Origin of the sequence: Citreicella sp. C3M06 (assembly GCF_018860705.1) — a bacterium.
In the GTDB taxonomy this organism is placed as follows: Bacteria; Pseudomonadota; Alphaproteobacteria; order Rhodobacterales; family Rhodobacteraceae; genus Salipiger.
On record NZ_JAHKQA010000041.1, the window covers coordinates 71,183 to 88,290 of the forward strand.

20 protein-coding genes are annotated in these 17,108 nt (G+C 63.6%); 10 read left to right on the forward strand and 10 right to left on the reverse strand.

What is annotated here, in order from left to right; translation table 11 throughout:
- Positions 1-4 precede the first annotated feature (4 nt).
- The 10 genes from KO516_RS08640 to KO516_RS08685 form a co-directional block, all read right to left on the reverse strand.
- A complete protein-coding gene (locus KO516_RS08640) occupies positions 5-319 on the reverse strand; it encodes a hypothetical protein (protein ID WP_216003386.1) in 315 nt (104 codons plus the stop codon).
- 11 nt (positions 320-330) lie between these two features.
- Complete coding sequence (locus tag KO516_RS08645) at positions 331-684, reverse strand: hypothetical protein (RefSeq protein WP_252737490.1); 354 nt, start codon at positions 682-684, stop codon at positions 331-333.
- Positions 685-793: 109 nt separating this feature from the next.
- Positions 794-2,599 carry a succinate dehydrogenase flavoprotein subunit gene (sdhA, locus tag KO516_RS08650; RefSeq protein ID WP_216003388.1) on the reverse strand — a complete coding sequence of 602 codons (1,806 nt, stop codon included), beginning with the start codon at positions 2,597-2,599 and terminating at the stop codon, positions 794-796.
- A gap of 18 nt (positions 2,600-2,617) precedes the next feature.
- The gene (gene sdhD / locus KO516_RS08655) at positions 2,618-2,989 is read right to left on the reverse strand and encodes a succinate dehydrogenase, hydrophobic membrane anchor protein (protein WP_216003389.1); all 372 of its coding nucleotides are present in this window, start codon (positions 2,987-2,989) and stop codon (positions 2,618-2,620) included.
- 15 nt (positions 2,990-3,004) lie between these two features.
- Positions 3,005-3,400 (reverse strand): succinate dehydrogenase, cytochrome b556 subunit, encoded by a 396-nt coding sequence (sdhC, locus tag KO516_RS08660; RefSeq protein ID WP_216003390.1) that lies wholly within the window; start codon positions 3,398-3,400, stop codon positions 3,005-3,007.
- A 228-nt stretch (positions 3,401-3,628) separates the two neighbouring features.
- Positions 3,629-3,832: a hypothetical protein gene (locus KO516_RS08665; RefSeq protein ID WP_216003518.1), complete on the reverse strand. Its 204-nt coding sequence runs from the start codon at positions 3,830-3,832 to the stop codon at positions 3,629-3,631.
- 99 nt (positions 3,833-3,931) lie between these two features.
- The gene (locus KO516_RS08670) at positions 3,932-4,978 is read right to left on the reverse strand and encodes a MaoC family dehydratase (protein WP_216003391.1); all 1,047 of its coding nucleotides are present in this window, start codon (positions 4,976-4,978) and stop codon (positions 3,932-3,934) included.
- Positions 4,978-5,181 (reverse strand): DUF1737 domain-containing protein, encoded by a 204-nt coding sequence (locus KO516_RS08675; protein ID WP_216003392.1) that lies wholly within the window; start codon positions 5,179-5,181, stop codon positions 4,978-4,980. The genes KO516_RS08670 and KO516_RS08675 overlap by 1 nt, the downstream gene beginning before the upstream one ends.
- 5 nt (positions 5,182-5,186) lie before the next feature.
- Positions 5,187-5,732, reverse strand: coding sequence for an NnrU family protein (locus KO516_RS08680; RefSeq protein ID WP_216003393.1), 546 nt, complete (start codon positions 5,730-5,732; stop codon positions 5,187-5,189).
- A gap of 60 nt (positions 5,733-5,792) precedes the next feature.
- Positions 5,793-6,644 (reverse strand): CoA ester lyase, encoded by an 852-nt coding sequence (locus KO516_RS08685; RefSeq protein WP_216003394.1) that lies wholly within the window; start codon positions 6,642-6,644, stop codon positions 5,793-5,795.
- Positions 6,645-6,941: 297 nt separating this feature from the next.
- On the opposite strand from KO516_RS08685, the gene KO516_RS08690 reads away from it, so the two are divergent.
- From KO516_RS08690 to KO516_RS08735, 10 genes are all read left to right on the forward strand, one after another.
- Positions 6,942-7,262 carry a hypothetical protein gene (locus KO516_RS08690; RefSeq protein WP_216003395.1) on the forward strand — a complete coding sequence of 107 codons (321 nt, stop codon included), beginning with the start codon at positions 6,942-6,944 and terminating at the stop codon, positions 7,260-7,262.
- Between the two features lie 277 nt (positions 7,263-7,539).
- Positions 7,540-8,502 carry a malate dehydrogenase gene (gene mdh / locus KO516_RS08695; protein ID WP_216003396.1) on the forward strand — a complete coding sequence of 321 codons (963 nt, stop codon included), beginning with the start codon at positions 7,540-7,542 and terminating at the stop codon, positions 8,500-8,502.
- 301 nt (positions 8,503-8,803) lie between these two features.
- On the forward strand, positions 8,804-9,997 hold the full coding sequence (gene sucC, locus KO516_RS08700) for an ADP-forming succinate--CoA ligase subunit beta (RefSeq protein WP_216003397.1): 1,194 nt from the start codon (positions 8,804-8,806) through the stop codon (positions 9,995-9,997).
- Positions 9,998-10,001: 4 nt separating this feature from the next.
- Positions 10,002-10,424, forward strand: coding sequence for a hypothetical protein (locus KO516_RS08705; RefSeq protein WP_216003398.1), 423 nt, complete (start codon positions 10,002-10,004; stop codon positions 10,422-10,424).
- Position 10,425: 1 nt separating this feature from the next.
- On the forward strand, positions 10,426-11,310 hold the full coding sequence (gene sucD, locus KO516_RS08710) for a succinate--CoA ligase subunit alpha (protein ID WP_216003399.1): 885 nt from the start codon (positions 10,426-10,428) through the stop codon (positions 11,308-11,310).
- Between the two features lie 187 nt (positions 11,311-11,497).
- On the forward strand, positions 11,498-14,467 hold the full coding sequence (locus tag KO516_RS08715; protein ID WP_216003400.1) for a 2-oxoglutarate dehydrogenase E1 component: 2,970 nt from the start codon (positions 11,498-11,500) through the stop codon (positions 14,465-14,467).
- A 4-nt stretch (positions 14,468-14,471) separates the two neighbouring features.
- A complete protein-coding gene (odhB, locus tag KO516_RS08720) occupies positions 14,472-15,980 on the forward strand; it encodes a 2-oxoglutarate dehydrogenase complex dihydrolipoyllysine-residue succinyltransferase (RefSeq protein WP_216003401.1) in 1,509 nt (502 codons plus the stop codon).
- A gap of 55 nt (positions 15,981-16,035) precedes the next feature.
- A complete protein-coding gene (locus KO516_RS08725; protein WP_216003402.1) occupies positions 16,036-16,302 on the forward strand; it encodes a hypothetical protein in 267 nt (88 codons plus the stop codon).
- Complete coding sequence (locus tag KO516_RS08730) at positions 16,299-16,535, forward strand: DUF3303 family protein (protein ID WP_216003403.1); 237 nt, start codon at positions 16,299-16,301, stop codon at positions 16,533-16,535. Before KO516_RS08725 ends, KO516_RS08730 begins: the two co-directional genes overlap by 4 nt.
- A 121-nt stretch (positions 16,536-16,656) precedes the next feature.
- Complete coding sequence (locus KO516_RS08735) at positions 16,657-17,046, forward strand: MAPEG family protein (RefSeq protein WP_216003404.1); 390 nt, start codon at positions 16,657-16,659, stop codon at positions 17,044-17,046.
- Positions 17,047-17,108: the final 62 nt, after the last annotated feature.

The following is a 17,108-nucleotide window of genomic DNA, read 5'->3' on the forward strand; positions in this document are numbered from 1 at the left end:
TCTCCTATCGGATGAGCGCCGGCAGCCCCTCGGCGGCCAGGCAGGTCAGTGTCTCGGGCTTCGAGACGATCACGGTGACGATCTCGACGCTCGATTGCGTGGGACCGGTGACAGATTCAGAGGCCAGCGCGTAGATCTGCTGCGCGTTGGCATTGTCGATGACGCAGTTCAGTGCCGGTTCGACCGGCACGCTGGGATAGCGTTGCAGCACCACCTTGTTTACCGTCGAGCGCGCGGCGTTGCGGGCGATCTGATCTTGGGTCGCGGCGTCACAGGACGCCAGAACCGGCAGCAGGGCGAGAAAGACAAGCTTGCGCAAACCGTGGGCTCCTATCCGAACAGCCAATAGATCGGACCCCCGCGCAGGCAAAAGCGGATGTCCTCGTCATAAAGGATATCGAGCACGATATCGTCGTTAAGCTCGGGCTGCCCCAGAGCAGAATTGCGGGCCAGCGCCTGAATCTGCCCCGGCTGGGCGTGTTCGAACAGGCAGGCCAGCGCCTTGTCGCTCGGCACGCCGGGCGCCAGCCGGGTCAGGATCGGACCGGCGGCGTTGGCGGCCACCTGTTCGGTGAACCCCAGCGGCTTGGGCGAGAGCACCTGAAGCTGCCCGGCCTTGCGCGGCACCATGTCGGCGCAGCCCATGACGGGCAGCGCCAGAAGCAAAGCGATCAGCGCTCGCAAAGCATGTCCTCCTCGGCGGGCACGCATGGCACGCAGCGCGACACAGGTGCAGACCTGTGCGCGTCACGTGCCGCAAGCGCCGACCATGAAAGGAGGCAGGCCAGACGCATCAGAACGTCCGGGCCTTCGGTGCGATCTTGGCAAGGCTGATGCCGCCGACCTCTTCGGTGGTCAGTGGATCGACGATCACCGGCCGGTGCGTCAGCGTGACCTCGGTGCCGTTGACGCGGCTGATGGTGTGCACGCGCCAGTTCTCGTCGTCGCGGGTCGGATAATCCTCGTGGGCATGCGCCCCGCGGCTTTCCTTGCGAGCCTCGGCGCCGACGATGGTGGCAAGCGCGTTGGGCATCAGGTTGGTCAGCTCAAGCGTTTCCATCAGGTCCGAGTTCCAGATCAGCGTGTGATCGGTGACCTTGATATCCGACATTTTGCCAGCGACGGCGGTCATCTTTTCGACACCTTCGATCAGGGTCTTGTCGGTGCGGAACACGGCGGCATCCGATTGCATGGTGCGCTGCATCTCAAGGCGCAGCTCGGCGGTCGGCGTGTCACCATCGGCATAGCGCAGCCCGTCGAACCGGTCGAACGCCTTGTCGACGGACGGCTGGTTCAGCGTGTGCGGCGATGCTTCACGATCGACAACCTCACCGGCGCGGATTGCGGCAGCGCGGCCAAAGACCACGAGGTCGATCAGCGAGTTCGAGCCAAGGCGGTTGGCCCCGTGCACCGACGCACAGCCTGCCTCGCCCACGGCCATCAGGCCCGGCACGATGGCATTGGGGTTGTCGGCGGTCGGGTTCAGCACTTCGCCCCAGTAGTTGGTGGGAATGCCGCCCATGTTGTAATGCACCGTCGGCAGAACCGGGATCGGTTCCTTGGTCACATCGACACCGGCAAAGATCCTGGCCGATTCCGAAATGCCAGGCAGCCGTTCGGCCAGCGCCTCGGGCGGCAGGTGCGACAGATTGAGGTGGATGTGATCGCCATGCTCGCCCACACCGCGCCCTTCGCGGATTTCCATGGTCATCGAGCGGCTGACATAGTCGCGCGGGGCCAGATCCTTGTAGGTCGGGGCGTAGCGTTCCATGAACCGCTCGCCTTCGGAGTTGGTGAGGTAACCGCCCTCGCCCCGTGCGCCTTCGGTGATCAGGCAGCCCGAACCGTAGATGCCGGTGGGGTGGAACTGCACGAATTCCATGTCCTGCAGTGCAAGCCCTGCGCGCGCCACCATGCCGCCACCGTCGCCGGTGCAGGTGTGGGCCGAGGTCGCCGAGAAATAGGCCCGGCCATAGCCGCCGGTCGCCAGAACCACGGTCTTGGCGCGGAAGATGTGGAAGGTGCCGTCTTCGAGCCTCCAGCAGACGACGCCCTGACAGACACCATCATCGCTCATCACCAGATCGATGGCGAAATATTCGATGTAGAATTCGGCATTGTGCTTGAGCGACTGGCCATACAGCGTGTGCAGGATGGCGTGGCCGGTGCGGTCGGCGGCGGCGCAGGTGCGCTGCACGGGCGGGCCTTCGCCGAATTCGGTGGTGTGGCCACCAAACGGGCGCTGGTAAATCTTGCCCTCGTCGGTGCGGCTGAACGGAACGCCGTAATGTTCCAGCTCGTACACGGCGGCGGGCGCCGAGCGCGCGAGGTATTCCATCGCGTCGGTGTCGCCCAGCCAATCCGAGCCCTTGACGGTGTCGTACATGTGCCACTGCCAGTTGTCGGGGCCCATGTTGGACAGCGACGCGGCGATGCCACCCTGCGCCGCCACGGTGTGCGAGCGGGTCGGGAAGACCTTGGTCACGCAAGCGGTGCGCAGGCCCTGCTCGGCCATGCCGAGGGTGGCGCGCAGACCGGCGCCGCCGGCCCCCACGACCACGACGTCAAACGTATGCGTCTCGTATTCGTATGCTGCCATTTTTCCGGTCTTTCTGTCTCAGAGCGCGATCTTGACGAGCGCGAACAGCCCGCAGGCGATCATCACGTAGGAAAAGCCCGTATAGGCCATGATCAGCAGCTTGCGGGTGGTGCCTTGGGTGTAATCCTCGATCATCACGCGGCCACCCTTGTTGAAGTGCAGCATGCCGACAATCAGCACCAGCGCGGTCAGGATCGCCGGGAACGGGCGCGACATGGTCGCCAGCGACGCCTCGTAGCCAGAGCCCAGCGCGTTGCCGAAGATGTAGATCCAGGTCGGGATCATGCAGGCCAGCGCAACCGAGCTGACGATCATGAACCAGTGATGTTCGGCGCCCGAATGGGCAGAGCCCTTGCCTACGGCGCGCTTGCGGTCGGTCTGGTAGTGCATGTGTCTATGCCTCCCTCAGAGCCAGATGACGATGACGGTCAGAACGGTCAGCACGACAGAGCCGTAGACGCAGATCCAACCCAGCTTTTCGGCGGTCTCGATTTCCAGCCCCTTGCCGGCGTCAAAGATCAGGTGACGCAGCCCGCCAAGGTAGTGATACCAGACGGCCCAGAGCATGAAGAACCAGAACAGATCGAAGATGAAGCTGGTCAGCCACCATTCGACGGTTTCAAAGGCCTCCGGCCCCGAGGCAAGCGCCAGCAGCCAGACGATCAGAAAGAAGACCGCCGCCATCATCGCGTTGCCGGTGATGCGGATCATCACCGACGTCACAGCGGTGAGCTGTAGCCGGTAATACTGCACAAACATGAAGGGGGAGAGCGGGCGCTCGATTCTTTTCGCTTCGGCCATGGCTAGTCCTTTCGGTTCCCTTGGACGGGTTCTAGCGGGTTTCCTTGACCCGTGTCACTGTCTCGCAGTTGCAGCAGGCATGTTTTTTGGTCGCAGTTCGGAAAAAATATCGAAGTTTGTGATCACGGCGTAAAAACTGTGATCACAAACCTCTCCTGTTAGCGCCCGCATTGTAATATCAGGGTTTTTGTCAGGTATTCTGAGCGGCCGCGCACCCGAGTCGATGGCTCAGAGCGGGAAGCCCAGCTTGCGCAATGCGCGCGCACCGCTGCTCTGGCGCGTCGGATCAGCAGATTGCAGATCATGGTGGATCTGGCGCATCAGAGCGCTGAATTCGCGGCGATGGACCAGCGCGCTGATGATATCGGGAACATCCGCAGTGGGCATTTCAAGCACATCGCGCGCGTCTTGCGGCAGGGCTGTGACAGACATGGCGCTTTCTCCTGAGTGGTTGCGACTCTCCCCATCGCCGCCAAGCCTATCCGAGCCGGGGCGCAGATGATAACGAAACCGCCCCTCCGGGCCTGCGACCTATCGCGGCATCAGCGCCCAGTAATCGAGATCGAGCAACACATCGGGCAGGTACTTGCCATCTTCGCCCCGCAGCGCAAAGGGTGCGCCGCCCTTGGTCGCCACCAGCCGCAGGCGGATCGCGCCGACGCCGGGGGCCGGGGTTTCCGCCTTGTCCAGCACCTCGCTCCAGGCCTTGACGGTATCGCCCGAGAAACAGGGGTTGGCATGCGCCCCCCCGTTCAGGCCGACGATCATCTGCGCATTGGCCAGACCGTTGAACGACAGCGCCCGCGCCATCGACATGACATGACCGCCATAGATCAGACGCTGGCCATCCGGGCGGAAGGTGGCGTCGAAATGCACCTTGGCGGTGTTCTGCCACAGGCGCGTGGCCAGCATGTGCTCGGCTTCCTCGATGGTGACACCGTCGACATGGTCGATGGTCTCCCCCACCTCGTAATCGCCCCAGCGATGCGGCTCGCCCGCCAGCGTGAAGTCGTAAGTGCTGAAATCCAGCCCCTCGGGCAGGGTCAGATCGTCGACCGTGAGCGCTTTCTTTAGGTCCGGCACCACCGCGGCAGGTGCAGGCGCCTCGACATCGCCTTTGCGCACCATCACCCAGCGGCAATATTCCAGCACGGTCTCGCCGCGCTGGTTGCTGCCGCGGGTGCGCACATAGACCACCCCGGTCTTGCCGTTGGAATTCTGCTTGAGCCCGATCACCTCGGACGACGCGCGCAGCGTATCCCCAAGATAGACCGGCGCCAGCCAGCGCCCCTCGGCATAGCCAAGGTTCGCCACAGCGTTCAGCGACACGTCGGGCACGGTCTTGCCAAACACAACGTGAAACGCCGCGAGATCATCCAGCGGCGCGCCCGGCAGCCCGCAGCTGCGCGCGAATTCATCCGAAGAATAGAGCGCGTGGCGGGCCGGATACAGCGCATGGTACAACGCCCGCTCGCCCTGCCCCACGGTGCGCGGCACGGCGTGCTCGATCACCTGCCCAACGGCGTAATCCTCGAAGAAACGCCCCGGGTTGGTCTTGGCTTGGGTGGCCCTGCCCATCACTGCGCTCCGAGCTTGATGTCGGGGGTGTAGGTGCCAGCGACCTCCTTGGTCACCGCCTGCCCGCAGCGCATCACGCCATTGGCCGCATCGAAGGCATAGGTCGGATCGCCATGCAGCTCCCATCCGGCGTTCAGCGCGGCGGTGACCTTGTGGCAAAAGGCCGAGGTGTCGTCCTCGGACAAAAAGCGATAGAGTTTCATGTGTCTTATCCGAATGTTGGGTAGCCAAGCGAGGTGTGGATCAGACCGATGACCAGCAGCAGCACGACGCTGATCGCGGCAAACATCGCATCCTTGGCGATGCTGCCCTTGGCGGGCGGGGTCCAGCCGGGCTCGGCACGGTTGATGACGATGATTTCGGTGATGGCCCAAAGGCCCAGCCCGCCGAACAGCACGAAGGACGGCACATCGCCGTTCACCAGAAGATGCGCGACGGTCCACAGCAGGAAGCCGGTCAGCATCGGGTGGCGCATCCGGTAGAGCAGCGCGCCTTTCTTGGGGCCGGGCGAGGTCAGGTACAGCGCCACGAGCATCATCAGGTTGTTGATGCCCACGGTGGCCGGGTGGCGCCCCCAGAACACCGCACCGTCGGCGGCCTTGTAGCCAAAGATCATCAGCAGGATCGAAACGGCAAGCGCCAGCGCCACGACGCCCTTGCCCTTGGCGCCCATGGCGGCGCGCTGCGCCGGGGCAACGCGCTTGAACAGATGCGCGCCCCACCAGAGCGCCACGCCGAGGATAAGCAGGATCATGAAAGGTCTCCCTGTATGGTCCGGGCCACCCTGCGGGCAATCGCGCGGGGCGGCAACCGATTAGCGCGCCATTTCGGCGATGGCATCGGCCTTGGCGAGGATGCTTCTGGCCGTCACCACGTGCAGGTTCTCGACGATCTTGCCATCGACGACGGCCACCCCCTGCCCCGCGGCCTCGGCATCTTCAAAGGCGGCGATCTGGCGCTTGGCAGTGTCGATCTCGGCCTCACTCGGCGCAAAGGCGGCGTTGGCGATGTCGACCTGCGCCGGGTGGATCAGGGTCTTGCCGTCAAAGCCCATGTCGCGGCCCTGATCGCATTCCGCCTTCAGGCCGCCTTCGTCCTTGAAGGCATTATAGACACCATCGACGATGACGCAGCCGGTGGCCTTGGCGGCCAGCAGGCACAGCGACAGCGAGGTGATCATCGGCAGACGATCGGCGCGGAACCGGGTGCTGAGCTCTTTTGCAAGGTCGTTGGTGCCCATCACCATGCCGCACAGCTGCGGATGCGCGCCAATCGCTGCGGCGTTCAGCATACCGCGCGGGGTTTCCATCATCGCCCAGAGCGGCTTGGTCGTAAGCTTTGCCAGCGCGTCAAGCTGTTCGGGGCTTTCGACCTTGGGCAGCAGCAGCACGTCGCAATCCATCGCCTCGGCCGCGCGCGCATCCGCTTCGCCCCACTCGGTATCAAGCCCGTTGATCCGCACGATCCGGGTACGATTGCCATAGCCGCCGCTGGCCAGCGCCTCCGCCAGCGTCTCGCGTGCGGCGGGCTTTTCACCGGGGGACACCGCGTCTTCGAGATCGAAGATGATCGCATCGACCGGCAGGCTGCGCGCCTTGTCCAGCGCACGATCCTTGGAGCCGGGAATGTACAGCACAGATCGGAAGGGGCGGGTTTGCAGATCCATGGGCTTCCTCCTCGATGGGTAATAATGTTGCGCGTTAAAGGGCATTTATTTGCGAATGATGCAAGATGATTTGCGCCGCATCGCAGAAAAAAGCCGCACGTAACCGCGCTGTTGCGCGAATCCACGCTGCCAAGGGCAGGTCGTTAACCTTTCTTCAGCATATGACTCGCAAGCTTTCCCTAGAGGCAGGCCAGAAATTGACTGCCCGGGAGCGGAGGCCAGCGGACACCGAGGGCACGACAGACGCAGCGGCGCGGAAAGGCGCAGACAGCTGCGTCACAGCCGAAAGGGCACAAGATGAAACAGACGATTGCATCCATGGCACTTCTGGCGGCCGCCACCGCCGTCCTGATCGCGGGTCCGGCCCGCGCCCGACAGCCAAACGCCTGCGCCCCGCGCCAGCAGGTGGTCGAAAAGCTTGCGCAGAAATACGGCGAGACCCAACGCAGCATCGGCCTTGGGTCGAACAATGCAGTGATGGAGGTGTTTGCCTCTGAACAAACCGGCACCTGGACAATCACGGTCACCACAACCGCAGGAATGACCTGCCTCGTCGCCAGCGGTCAGGCGTTCGAGACCATGGCCGAGATGCTCTCCACTCCGGAACAAGATGCCTGATCGGGGTGCCGCCCCCCAAGAATCGTGATCGCAGCCCTGCCGCAGCGATGCCAAAACGCCCTGAAACAGCGCCATGACGGCCCCGCCACGCGAAAACGGCGGGGCTTTTTCATCCGCATCGACCACTGTAACGCTTGGATTTGGTTGTCTTTAGCGCAATCAACTTCGCTTGAGTGCCTATATTTCGCGCGCGCCCCTCGCAGTAGCACCCTTGCGCGCAATGCGCCAAACCCTTACGCAAACAGCGGAATTGACAAATGGAGCGGAGATTAGATCCATGGCAAGACCCAAGATCGCCCTGATTGGCGCGGGACAGATTGGCGGCACGCTCGCCCACCTCGCGGCCCTGAAGGAGCTGGGTGACGTCGTCCTCTTCGACATCTCGGAAGGCACCCCCCAGGGCAAGGCGCTCGACATCGCCGAGTCCGGCCCTTCCGAAGGGTTCGACGCGACGCTGAAAGGCACCAACGACTACGCCGACATCGCCGGTGCAGACGTCTGCATCGTCACTGCCGGCGTGCCGCGCAAGCCCGGCATGAGCCGGGACGACCTGCTTGGCATCAACCTCAAGGTGATGAAGGCCGTCGGTGAAGGCATCCGCGACAACGCTCCGGACGCTTTCGTCATCTGCATCACCAACCCGCTCGACGCGATGGTCTGGGCGCTGCAGAAGTTCTCGGGCCTGCCCGCGAACAAGGTCTGCGGCATGGCCGGCGTGCTCGACTCGGCGCGCTTCCGCCACTTCCTGTCAGTGGAATTCAACGTGTCGATGAAAGACGTCACCGCCTTCGTGCTTGGCGGCCACGGCGACACCATGGTTCCCTCGGTGCGCTATTCGACCGTTGCCGGCGTTCCGCTGCCCGATCTGATCGAGATGGGCTGGACCACGCAGGACAAGCTCGACGCCATCGTGCAGCGCACCCGTGACGGCGGCGCTGAAATCGTCGGCCTGCTGAAGACCGGCTCGGCCTTCTATGCGCCCGCGACCTCGGCGATCGAGATGGCCGAAGCCTATCTCAAGGACCAGAAGCGCGTTCTGCCCTGCGCCGCCTACTGTGACGGCGACCTTGGCGTGTCCGACATGTACGTGGGCGTGCCCACGGTGATCGGCGCCGGCGGTGTCGAGAAGATCCTGAACATCAAGCTCAACAAGGACGAGCAAGAGATGTTCGACGTGTCGGTCAAGGCCGTCCAGGGTCTGGTCGAGGCCTGCAAGGGCATCGACGGCTCGCTCGCCTGATCCGTTTCGAATGACTGACAAGCCGGGGTGCGCCAGCGCGCCCCGGCTTTTTCGTACCTGTCGTTCGCCATCGAACTGACGTCGAAATGGGCAGCGGATGGCGCAATGAGTGATTCGCGGCCGGGTGCGCTAACATCGGCAACAGCTCGCCGACACTTGTGATCACACGTCCAAAACCTGTGATCACAAACCGCAGAAAACCCTCGCAATTGGTGCTTTCTAACGATATTTCCACTGACGGGAGCGGGGAACCCTGCGTATACCCGGCAACGAAATCGCAGCAAGACGGGAAGAGTCTTCCATGAACATCCACGAATATCAGGCGAAAGCGCTTCTGCGCGACTATGGCTGCCCGGTCTCGGACGGCCGTGTCGTGCTGAGTGCGAACGAAGCCAAGGCGGCGGCTGGCGAACTGGACGGACCTCTGTGGGTCGTAAAGGCCCAGATTCACGCGGGTGGCCGCGGCAAGGGCAGCTTCAAGGAAGCCGGCGCTGGCGAAAAGGGCGGTGTCCGTCTGGCCAAGTCGGTCGAAGAGGCCGCCGAGGAAGCCAATCGCATGCTCGGCCACACGTTGGTCACGCACCAGACCGGCCCGGCGGGCAAGCAGGTCAACCGCATCTACATCGAAGACGGCTCGGACATCACCTCCGAATTCTACCTCGCGCTGCTGGTCGATCGCGTCAGCTCGCGGGTGTCGATCGTCTGCTCGACCGAAGGCGGCATGGACATCGAGGAAGTCGCGGACAAGACCCCCGAGAAGATCCTCAGCTTCGAGGTCGACCCGGCCATCGGCTATCAGGGCTACCACGGTCGCCGCGTCGCGTTCGAGCTGGGCCTGACCGGCAAGGCCGTGCGCCAGTGCACCACCCTGATCGGCAACCTGTATCGCATGTTCGTCGACAAGGACATGGAGATGCTGGAAATCAACCCGCTGATCCTGACCACCGACGGCGACCTGAAGTGCCTCGACTGCAAGGCCGGCTTCGATTCCAACGCGCTCTACCGTCATTCCGACATCATGGGCCTGCGCGACGAATCCGAGGAAGACCCCAAGGAGCTCGCCGCCAGCCAGCACGATCTGAACTACATCGCGCTTGACGGCGAAATCGGCTGCATGGTGAACGGCGCGGGCCTTGCCATGGCGACGATGGACATCATCAAGCTGTATGGCGCAGAGCCTGCCAACTTCCTCGACGTTGGCGGCGGCGCCACCAAGGAAAAGGTGACCGAGGCGTTCAAGATCATCACCTCTGACCCGAACGTCAAAGGCATCCTCGTGAACATCTTCGGCGGCATCATGCGCTGCGACGTCATCGCCGAAGGCGTGATCGCCGCGGTGAAAGAGGTCGGTCTCAAGGTTCCGCTGGTTGTGCGTCTTGAAGGCACCAACGTCGATCTGGGCAAGAAGATCATCAACGAGTCCGGCCTGGACGTGATCGCGGCGGACAACCTGTCCGACGGCGCCGAGAAGATCGTGAAAGCCGTGAAGGGCTGAACGGATGGCACTGATCGCGAAAATCGACCCTCCGCTCACCGTCGCTGACGGGCGCGCGCAGATCCATGCGCGCCCCTACAAGCAGGCGGCGGTGGCCGAGGGGGATGAAATTTTCGTCTGGACGTCAGAGACGTCCGGCGGGCACGGTCTGGCCGCCTTCGGGACCATCGCCGCGGCCCGGATCGAAAGCTTTCCGAACAAGACAGGATCGGGCGAGCACAAGGAACTGGTGCTCGATGTTCAGATCGTCAGCGGCGCGCCTGCGCGGTCGCTGACACTGGCGCAGCTTGCCGTCCATCGCGACAGCGACGAGGCGGGCCCCGAAGCCCCTGTCGGCAAGACCCTTTACACACACGCACTCAACAAGATTACCTCGATAGAGTCCGACGATGCGGACTTTGTCAGGTCGCACTTCGAGGAACATTGAAATGTCCGTACTCGTAGACAAGAATACCAAAGTCATCTGCCAGGGCTTCACCGGCTCGCAGGGGACTTTCCACTCGGAACAGGCCATCGCCTATGGCACCCGGATGGTCGGCGGCGTGACCCCCGGCAAGGGCGGTCAGGAACACCTCGGCCTGCCGGTCTTCAACTCGGTCCACGAAGCCGTGGCCAAGACCGAAGCCAACGCTTCGGTGATCTATGTGCCGCCGCCCTTCGCGGCCGACTCGATCCTTGAAGCCATCGATGCCAAGATCCCGCTGATCGTCTGCATCACCGAGGGCATTCCCGTTCTCGACATGATGCGCGTCAAGCGCACGCTGGTGAACAGCTCGTCGCGCCTGATCGGGCCGAACTGCCCCGGCGTCATCACCCCCGATGAATGCAAGATCGGCATCATGCCCGGCCACATCCACATGCGCGGCAAGGTCGGCGTCGTGTCCCGCTCGGGCACGCTGACCTATGAGGCGGTCAAGCAGACCACCGATCTGGGTCTGGGCCAGTCGACGGCTGTCGGCATCGGCGGCGACCCCATCAAGGGCACCGAGCACATCGACGTGCTGAACATGTTCCTTGATGACCCAGAAACCGAATCCATCATCATGATCGGTGAAATCGGCGGTTCCGCCGAAGAAGAGGCCGCCGAGTTCATCGCCGAGCAGAAGAAAAAGGGCCGCTGGAAGCCGATCGCCGGTTTCATCGCGGGCCGCACGGCCCCTCCGGGCCGCCGCATGGGCCATGCGGGCGCGATCGTCGCCGGCGGCAAGGGCGATGCGGAATCCAAGATCGAGGCGATGAAATCCGCCGGGATCGTGGTTGCCGACAGCCCCGCAACGCTGGGCGAAGCCGTTGTTAAGGCGATGGAAGCTTAAGCAGTGCTTCCTTGCGGCGGTCGCTTGCGTCCGCCGCGGTCAGGATTATGTGGAAGGGCAAGGGAAGATCTTGCCCTTCCACGAAGAAGGCAGAGCATCGCGACAGGGGCCTTGTGCAAAAGGGTCTCTCTCCCGTTGCTAAACGGCCAGTCCGCGATGGGCCCCGGCCAAACCAAGGAAACGTGCGATGACGGATCAAAGCCCGAACGACCAGTTTCACGCCTCGAGCTTCCTGCAGGGTGTGAATGCCGAATACCTCGAACAGATGTATGCGCGGTACGCCAACGACCCCGCAGCCGTCGATGAGGCATGGGCGGATTTCTTCAAGGCTCTGGGCGATGACGAGACCAACGTGAAGGCCGAGGCGGCAGGCGCGTCGTGGCAGCGCGCCGACTGGCCGCCCGCACCGACCGACGACATCACCGCCGCGCTGACCGGCGAATGGCCGGTGATGCCCATCGCCGAAGCCAAGGGCGCCGGCAAGAAGATCGCCGACAAGGCCGCCGCCACCGGGGTCAAGGTTTCCGACGACCAGATCAAGCGCGCCGTGCTGGATTCGATCCGGGCGCTGATGATCATTCGCGCCCACCGCATCCGGGGCCACCTTGCTGCCGATCTCGATCCGCTGGGCCTGCACGGCCGCGAGCCGCACCCCGAGCTTGACCCAAAGGCCTATGGTTTCACCGAGGCCGACATGGACCGGCCGATCTTCATCGACAACGTGCTGGGCCTTCAGGTCGCGTCGATGCGCGAGATCATGGGCGTGCTCAAGCGCACCTATTGCGGCACCTTCGCGCTGCAATACATGCATATTTCCGACCCTGAGCAATCGGCTTGGCTGAAAGAACGGATCGAAGGCTACGGTCGCGAGATCAAGTTCACCCGCGAGGGGCGCCGCGCCATTCTCAACAAGCTGGTCGAGGCCGAGGGCTTTGAAAAGTTCCTGCATGTCAAGTACATGGGCACCAAGCGCTTTGGCCTTGATGGCGGGGAATCCCTGATCCCGGCGATGGAGCAGATCATCAAGCGCGGCGGCAACCTTGGCGTGACCGAGATCGTCATGGGCATGCCGCACCGGGGCCGTCTGTCGGTTCTGGCCAACGTGCTGAACAAGCCCTACCGCGCGATTTTCAACGAATTTCAGGGCGGCAGCTTCAAACCGGACGATGTGGATGGCTCGGGCGATGTGAAATATCACCTCGGCGCTTCGTCGGACCGTGAATTCGATGGTCACCCGGTGCACCTGTCGCTGACCGCCAACCCCAGCCACCTCGAGGCGGTGAACCCGGTGGTTCTGGGCAAGGTCCGCGCCAAGCAGGACCAGCTTGGCGATGTCGAGCGCACCAAGGTTCTGCCGATCCTGCTGCACGGCGATGCGGCCTTTGCCGGTCAGGGCGTGGTGGCGGAATGCTTCGCGCTGTCGGGCCTGCGCGGTCACCGCACCGGCGGCACCATCCATATCGTGGTGAACAACCAGATCGGCTTCACCACCGCGCCGCATTTCTCGCGCTCCTCGCCCTACCCCACCGACAACGCGCTGGTGGTCGAGGCACCGATCTTCCACGTCAACGGCGATGACCCCGAAGCGGTTGTGCACGCAGCCAAGGTCGCGACCGAGTATCGCCAGAAGTTCGGCAACGACGTGGTCATCGACATCTTCTGCTACCGTCGTTTTGGTCACAACGAGGGCGACGAGCCCATGTTCACCAACCCGCTCATGTACAAGAAGATCAAGCAGCAAAAGACCACGCTGACGCTGTACACTGACCGCCTCGTCAAGGACGGCCTCATCCCCGAGGGCGAGATCGAGGATATGAAGGCGCAGTTCCAAGCCCACCTGAACAGCGAATTCGAGGCTGGCAAGACCTACAAGCCCAACAAGGCCGACTGGCTCGATGGGCGCTGGTCGCATCTCGACCGGCAGAAGGAAGGCAACTACCAGCGCGGCGAAACCGCGATCAAGCCCGAGACCATGGCGGAAATCGGCAAGGGCCTGACCACCCCGCCCGAAGGCTTCCCGCTGCACAAGACCATCGGCCGCTTCCTTGATGCGCGCTCCAAGATGTTCGAAACCGGACAGGGCTTTGACTGGGCCACCGGCGAAGCGCTGGCCTTTGGCTCGCTGCTGACCGAAGGTTACCCGGTGCGCCTGTCCGGTCAGGACAGCACCCGTGGCACTTTCTCGCAGCGCCATTCCGGGCTGGTGAATCAGGACACCGAAGAGCGTTACTACCCGCTCAACAATATCCGCGAGGGTCAGGCCCGCTACGAGGTGATCGACTCGGCGCTGTCGGAATACGCGGTGTCTGGGTTTGAATATGGCTATTCGCTGGCCGAACCCAACGCGCTGACCCTGTGGGAAGCGCAGTTCGGTGATTTCGCCAATGGCGCGCAGATCATGTTCGACCAGTTCATCAGCTCGGGCGAATCCAAATGGCTGCGGATGTCCGGGCTTGTCTGCCTGCTGCCGCACGGCTTCGAAGGTCAGGGCCCGGAACACAGCTCGGCCCGTCTGGAGCGCTTCCTGCAGCAATGCGGGCAGGACAACTGGATCGTGGCGAACTGCACGACCCCGGCGAACTATTTCCACATCCTGCGCCGCCAGCTGCACCGCAGCTACCGCAAGCCGCTGATCCTGATGACGCCGAAATCGCTGCTGCGTCACAAGCTCGCGGTGTCCAAGGCCGAGGATTTCGTCACCGGGTCGAGCTTCCACCGCGTTCTCTGGGACGATGCGGAAAAGGGCAGCTCGCAGACCAAGCTCAAGCCCAATGCCGAGATCAAGCGCGTGGTGATGTGTTCTGGCAAAGTCTATTACGACCTGCTCGAAGAGCGCGATGCGCGCGGCATTGATGATGTCTACCTGCTGCGGGTCGAGCAATTCTACCCGTTCCCGGCGCTCAGCCTCGTCAAGGAGCTGGAACGCTTCTCCGGCGCCGAGATGATCTGGTGTCAGGAAGAGCCCAAGAACCAGGGCGCATGGACCTTCATCGAACCGAACATCGAATGGGTGCTGGGCCGCATCGACGCAACCCACAAGCGGCCGCGTTACGTGGGCCGCGCCACCTCGGCTTCGCCCGCAACGGGTCTGGCCAGCCAGCACAAGGCACAACAACAGGCGCTCGTCGACGAAGCGCTGACCATCGAAGGGAACTGAACAGATGACGACCGAAGTGCGCGTCCCCACGCTCGGGGAATCCGTAACCGAGGCGACCGTGGCGACCTGGTTCAAGAAACCGGGCGACTCGGTGGCGGTTGACGAGATGCTCTGCGAGCTGGAAACCGACAAGGTCACCGTCGAGGTGCCCTCGCCGGTCGAAGGCATCCTCGAAGACATCGTGGCCCAGGAAGGCGACACCGTCGGTGTCGACGCCCTGCTCGCCAATGTCGCCCCGGCCGGCGAAGCCGGTTCGGCCGATGTCGAACTGCGGCCCTCCTCGACCAAGCCCGCGCCCGCAGCCGAATCCGGCTCTGCAGCGCCGGTCGATGTGATGGTCCCGACCTTGGGTGAATCGGTGTCCGAGGCAACCGTCTCGACATGGTTCAAGAAGGTCGGCGACAGCGTCACTCAGGACGAGATGCTCTGCGAGCTGGAAACCGACAAGGTGTCGGTCGAGGTTCCGGCCCCCGCGTCGGGCACCCTGACCGAAATCCTCGCCCCCGAGGGTGACACCGTCGAAGCTGGCGGCAAGCTGGCGATCCTGTCCAGTGGCGCTGGCGCAGCCGCTGCCCCCGCACCCAGCCCCGCACCGGCAGCCGAGCCGTCGAAGTCGGGCCGCTCTGATGTCGAGGATGCGCCCTCCGCCAAAAAGGCGATGGCCGAGGCCGGTCTGTCGTCGTCGCAGGTGCAGGGCACCGGCAAGGATGGCCGCGTGATGAAGGCCGATGTCGGCGCCGCCATCGCCGCCGCGAAAGCCACCCCCGCCGCACCGGCAGCCGCGCCGCGCGCGCCCTCGCCCGCCGAGGATGCGGCCCGCGAAGAGCGCGTCAAGATGACCCGCCTGCGCCAGACCATCGCCCGGCGTCTCAAGGATGCGCAGAACACCGCCGCCATGCTCACCACCTATAACGAGGTGGACATGACCGAGACGATGGCGCTGCGCAGCCAGTACAAGGACCTGTTCGAAAAGAAGCACGGCGTGCGCCTTGGCTTCATGTCGTTCTTCACCAAGGCCTGCGTGCACGCTCTGAAAGAGGTCCCCGAGGTCAACGCCGAGATCGACGGCACCGATGTGGTCTACAAGAACTTCGTGCACATGGGCATCGCCGCTGGCACGCCGCAGGGCCTCGTGGTTCCGGTTCTGCGCGACGTCGACAAGAAGTCCTTTGCCGAGATCGAAGGCGAGATTGCCGAAAAGGGCAAGCGCGCCCGTGACGGCAAGCTGTCGATGGCGGAAATGCAGGGCGGCACCTTCACCATCTCGAACGGCGGTGTGTACGGCTCGCTGATGTCCTCGCCGATCCTGAACCCGCCGCAGTCGGGTATCCTCGGGATGCACAAGATCCAGGACCGCCCGATGGTCATCAATGGCGAAATCAAGATCCGCCCGATGATGTATCTCGCACTGTCCTACGATCACCGCATCGTCGACGGCAAAGGCGCCGTGACCTTCCTCGTGCGCGTCAAGGAAGCGCTCGAAGATCCGCGCCGCCTGCTGATGGATCTGTGATCCGGCGTCCCGGGCGGTATCGCCCGCCCGGGATCCCCCCTTCGGAGAAGGCTCCATGCCGCGCCGTGCCCGCATCCAGATCATCGAAGACCTCCAAAAGCTGAGCGATGGCTTCGATGCGGCGCCTGGAGCGCTCGATGGGCTCGCCGCAGACCGCTCGGCATCGTCGCAGCTCATGGCAGGGGCGCAGACGGCGCTCAGGGACATGATGCGCAACCGAGCGATGGCCGATGCGTTGTGCCACTGTCGCGACGCCGCGATCCGGCAAGGTTTCATCGAAGACACCGCCCGGCACCCGTCCATACCGGAGATCACCGCATGAGCATCCAGCTTCTCACCCAGCACATGACCTTCGACACCGCCCATTTCGACGCCGACGCGGAAAACCGCGCCAATGCCGGCCTCACCCTGCTGCAACGCTGGACCGAGTCCGAAGGCAACGCCACTTGGCTGCTGTTCGAAGTCAACGACCCGGCCAAGGCCAAATCCTGGCTGACCAAGGCCGGATCGCTCGGCCACGCCCCCAGCGCGACCCATTTCCTGAGGACGGCATGACCCGCCCACTCGCTTTACCAGCCCGCCTACGCCCTTGCTTGGGAGCCACGGCGCTCGCTTATCGTCACGGCTGGGCTCGGATGCTGCCTTGCCATGATCCTGCTGAACTTTGCCTGACACCATGACCCCGGAACTCACAGCCCTGACCCTCGCCGCACTATTGCAGATCCTGCAAATGGGCCTGTTTTCCGTGCTGGCGCAGCGTCAGGTCGGCGCGCATTACGCTGCATCACCACGCGACGAAGGGCTGGGGCTGACCGGGGCCGCCGGGCGCGCCCAACGGGCCATGAACAACCATTTCGAAGGCCTGATCCTGTTCTCGATCGCCGTCTTCACCGTCACATGGGCCGACAGGGGCGACGGCCTGACCGCCGCCGCCGCCGCCCTCTACCTGATGGCCCGCCTTCTCTATATCCCCGCCTATCTCTTCGGCTGGGCGCCATGGCGCTCACTGATCTGGATGGTCGGGTTTCTCGCCACCGCGATCATGCTGGTCGCGGCACTCTTCTAGGCCTCTTCTGGCCAAAAAATATCCCGGGGGAGTCCGCGGCACGCGGACGGGGGCAGCGCCCC

What these genes read in the sequence shown, in the direction of transcription:
- KO516_RS08685 (WP_216003394.1), bottom strand. Translation starts at nt 6,644, where the DNA reads ATGGATCTGCAAACCCGCCCCTTCCGATCTGTGCTGTACATTCCCGGC.
- KO516_RS08735 (WP_216003404.1), top strand. Translation starts at nt 16,657, where the DNA reads ATGACCCCGGAACTCACAGCCCTGACCCTCGCCGCACTATTGCAGATC.
- sucD (WP_216003399.1), top strand. Translation starts at nt 10,426, where the DNA reads ATGTCCGTACTCGTAGACAAGAATACCAAAGTCATCTGCCAGGGCTTC.
- KO516_RS08690 (WP_216003395.1), top strand. Translation starts at nt 6,942, where the DNA reads ATGAAACAGACGATTGCATCCATGGCACTTCTGGCGGCCGCCACCGCC.
- sdhD (WP_216003389.1), bottom strand. Translation starts at nt 2,989, where the DNA reads ATGCACTACCAGACCGACCGCAAGCGCGCCGTAGGCAAGGGCTCTGCC.
- KO516_RS08730 (WP_216003403.1), top strand. Translation starts at nt 16,299, where the DNA reads ATGAGCATCCAGCTTCTCACCCAGCACATGACCTTCGACACCGCCCAT.
- mdh (WP_216003396.1), top strand. Translation starts at nt 7,540, where the DNA reads ATGGCAAGACCCAAGATCGCCCTGATTGGCGCGGGACAGATTGGCGGC.
- KO516_RS08680 (WP_216003393.1), bottom strand. Translation starts at nt 5,732, where the DNA reads ATGATCCTGCTTATCCTCGGCGTGGCGCTCTGGTGGGGCGCGCATCTG.
- KO516_RS08705 (WP_216003398.1), top strand. Translation starts at nt 10,002, where the DNA reads ATGGCACTGATCGCGAAAATCGACCCTCCGCTCACCGTCGCTGACGGG.
- odhB (WP_216003401.1), top strand. Translation starts at nt 14,472, where the DNA reads ATGACGACCGAAGTGCGCGTCCCCACGCTCGGGGAATCCGTAACCGAG.
- sdhC (WP_216003390.1), bottom strand. Translation starts at nt 3,400, where the DNA reads ATGGCCGAAGCGAAAAGAATCGAGCGCCCGCTCTCCCCCTTCATGTTT.
- KO516_RS08715 (WP_216003400.1), top strand. Translation starts at nt 11,498, where the DNA reads ATGACGGATCAAAGCCCGAACGACCAGTTTCACGCCTCGAGCTTCCTG.
- sdhA (WP_216003388.1), bottom strand. Translation starts at nt 2,599, where the DNA reads ATGGCAGCATACGAATACGAGACGCATACGTTTGACGTCGTGGTCGTG.
- KO516_RS08675 (WP_216003392.1), bottom strand. Translation starts at nt 5,181, where the DNA reads ATGAAACTCTATCGCTTTTTGTCCGAGGACGACACCTCGGCCTTTTGC.
- KO516_RS08725 (WP_216003402.1), top strand. Translation starts at nt 16,036, where the DNA reads ATGCCGCGCCGTGCCCGCATCCAGATCATCGAAGACCTCCAAAAGCTG.
- KO516_RS08665 (WP_216003518.1), bottom strand. Translation starts at nt 3,832, where the DNA reads ATGTCTGTCACAGCCCTGCCGCAAGACGCGCGCGATGTGCTTGAAATG.
- KO516_RS08670 (WP_216003391.1), bottom strand. Translation starts at nt 4,978, where the DNA reads ATGGGCAGGGCCACCCAAGCCAAGACCAACCCGGGGCGTTTCTTCGAG.
- sucC (WP_216003397.1), top strand. Translation starts at nt 8,804, where the DNA reads ATGAACATCCACGAATATCAGGCGAAAGCGCTTCTGCGCGACTATGGC.